Origin of the sequence: Ureibacillus yapensis (genome assembly GCF_003515775.1) — a bacterium.
Classification (GTDB): Bacteria; Bacillota; Bacilli; order Bacillales_A; family Planococcaceae; genus Ureibacillus; species Ureibacillus yapensis.
In genome coordinates, this window is the sequence record NZ_QWEI01000028.1 from 1 (window position 1) to 1,345 (window position 1,345).

General features: G+C 23.0%; 1 protein-coding gene and 1 pseudogene. One reads left to right on the top strand and one right to left on the bottom strand.

Annotation, left to right across the window (positions count from 1 at the left end; genetic code table 11):
* The first annotated feature begins 670 nt into the window (after positions 1 to 670).
* A pseudogene (locus tag D1B33_RS18930) lies at positions 671 to 1,207 on the top strand (NADH-quinone oxidoreductase subunit H).
* Here the strand turns inward: D1B33_RS18930 and D1B33_RS18960 are convergent.
* The coding region (locus D1B33_RS18960) for a hypothetical protein (protein WP_233549532.1) at positions 1,156 to 1,345 on the bottom strand (190 nt) is incomplete at its 5' end. The pseudogene D1B33_RS18930 and the gene D1B33_RS18960 sit on opposite strands and share 52 nt — an antisense overlap.

Here is a 1,345-nt window from a genome sequence, read left to right on the forward strand (position 1 = left end):
AAGTAAACTATTAATATTTTTAATAAAAACTCATCCAAAATTGAGTGACTGTTTAACAAAAACATTTTTATTAGCATTAATTAATAATAAAGTCTGCTCAATGAAATTTAAATAGCCGCTTTTGTGCTAAGGTAGCATAATAATTTGTCTTTTAATTAAAGACTAGAACAAAAGACTTAACATCTCAATAGATTTTTTTTAAAAAATTATTTAAATTATTTTAATTGTAAAAAAACAATTTTTAAAAAGAAAGACGATAAGACCCTATCGAACTTCACTTCAGTTTAACTGGGGCAGTTAATTAATTATTACTTTAATAATATTAAATATTTAATTTGACCTAATATAATTAATAACATAATTAAGTTACCGTAGGGATAACAGTGTAATAAAATTTTTAAGATCTTATTTAAAATAAAGATTGCAACCTCGATGTTGATTTAATATTCTAATTTACGCAATAGTTAATTAAGAAAGTCTGTTCGACTTTTAAAAAATTACATGATTTGAGTTCAGACCGGTGTAAACCAGGTCGGTTTCTATCTTCTAACAAAATTCTTCTAGTACGAAAGGACCTAAGAAAATAATAGTATTATAATATTGGCAGAATAATGCATTAGAATTAGAATCTAATTAACTATATATAATTACCTCATTTTTAAATTTTATTTTGATTTCCCTTAGAATTCTAATCAGAGTAGCTTTTTATACATTATTAGAACGAAAAATTTTAAGATATATTCAAATTCGAAAAGGACCTAATAAAGTAGGTATTATAGGAATTCTTCAACCCTTTAGAGATGCTATTAAACTTTTTAATAAAAATTTATTATCTTTAGAATCTATAAACTTTACATTATCATTTATAACTCCTTTTCTTTCTTTATTTATCTCCCTATGCATAATCCCATTAATAATATATAATTTTTCAACCTTAATTGACATTAAACATAATTTATTAATATTTTTTATTTTATCAAGAATAGGAGTATATTTCATTCTACTTATTGGATGATCAACTAATTCAAAATATTGTCATTTAGGATCTATTCGAAGAGTTGCACAAATAATTTCTTATGAAGTACCATTTTTCATAATCATTTTATTTTTAGTTTTATTATCTCAATCCTATTCATTTACTCAAATAGAAGAATCTCAGTATATATTATACTTTTTTTTTGGAAATATTCTCTTATTTATTATATGATTATCTTCTTGTTTAGCAGAAACTAATCGTAGACCATTCGATTTTGCAGAAGGAGAATCCGAATTAGTTTCAGGTTTCAATGTTGAATATATAGGAGGATGATTTGCTTTAATTTTTCTATCAGAATATTTAAGAATA